The organism is Salegentibacter flavus (assembly GCF_900115145.1).
In the GTDB taxonomy this organism is placed as follows: Bacteria; Bacteroidota; Bacteroidia; order Flavobacteriales; family Flavobacteriaceae; genus Salegentibacter; species Salegentibacter flavus.
Genome location: NZ_FOVL01000051.1, coordinates 1 through 1060 on the forward strand (window position 1 = coordinate 1; position 1060 = coordinate 1060).

Below are 1060 nucleotides of genomic sequence, written 5' to 3' on the forward strand. Positions count from 1 at the left end.
AAAGCTATTTTCGATAATAACCTGACCTATCTGACCAATGATAATTTCAGCAGTCAGTTTAATGCAGATTGGGCAAACAAGCTGCTCATTTGTATTGATGAAGTGCTGTTCAACAAGGAAGAACTTACCGAGCGAATTAAATACCTAAGTACTACCGATTATAATAAAATGGAGGCTAAAGGCAAGGATAAGCGTGAAGTTGAATTTTTCGGAAAGTTTATCCTCTGTAGTAATAATGAAGATAATTTTATAAAAATCGATAGTGATGAAACCCGTTTCTGGGTGCATAAAATACCTGGCCTTAAAACCGAAGAAACCCAATTTTTAGAGCGACTGAAAGCAGAAATTCCGGCGTTTTTATTTTACCTGCAACACCGGAAATTAAAAACAGACCATAAGACCCGAATGTGGTTTACACCGGAGCAGATTAGGACCAATGCTTTGAACAATTTAATGCGCAATAACAGGAATCGGGTAGAAAAGGAACTGGCCAGTGTACTTCTAAGTGCTATGGAGACTTTTGATATGGAAGAAGTACATCTATGCCCTATGGATGTGCTGCAAATTTTGAATAACACCAGGGTTAGAACCGATCTTACCCAGTTGCGGCAAATCCTAAAAAAGGACTGGAAATTAAAAAACCAGGATAATTCCCGCACCTATCAAAAAATGGTAATGTGGCAGAATGGCTTAGCACCAATCCCCGGCAAAGGGCGCTACTATACCATTGAAAAATCTTTCTTGCTTAATCACTTTGAAGATTTTGAAAACGATGAAACGATGCAGGAGTGATGCGGGCAACTAACTCAATGTTTATGAGGGCTGCCGTAAGATTAATATCAATTTGGTTAATTGAGATTGCAACTAAAGAGAAAAAACTTTCAATAATTTTTTCTTTTTTTGATGAATTGATGCCAGATATAAATTAGACCAGTAATACCGGTGGTTTTGCCCCGCATCGTTTTCGCATCACTTTGTCATCAAAAATAAAACGATGCTGAAATTTGAACTCAATTGGTTGGATTTATAGCGAAAACAGCAAAAAATGGAAAAAACAGAA

1 protein-coding gene is annotated in these 1060 nt (G+C 37.2%); it reads left to right on the forward strand.

The genetic code is table 11. The features are described 5' to 3' along the window. A partial coding sequence (locus BM266_RS16900; protein ID WP_245760487.1) for a primase-helicase family protein occupies window positions 1–792 on the forward strand: 792 nt, incomplete at its 5' end. Between the last annotated feature and the right edge of the window lie 268 nt (window positions 793–1060).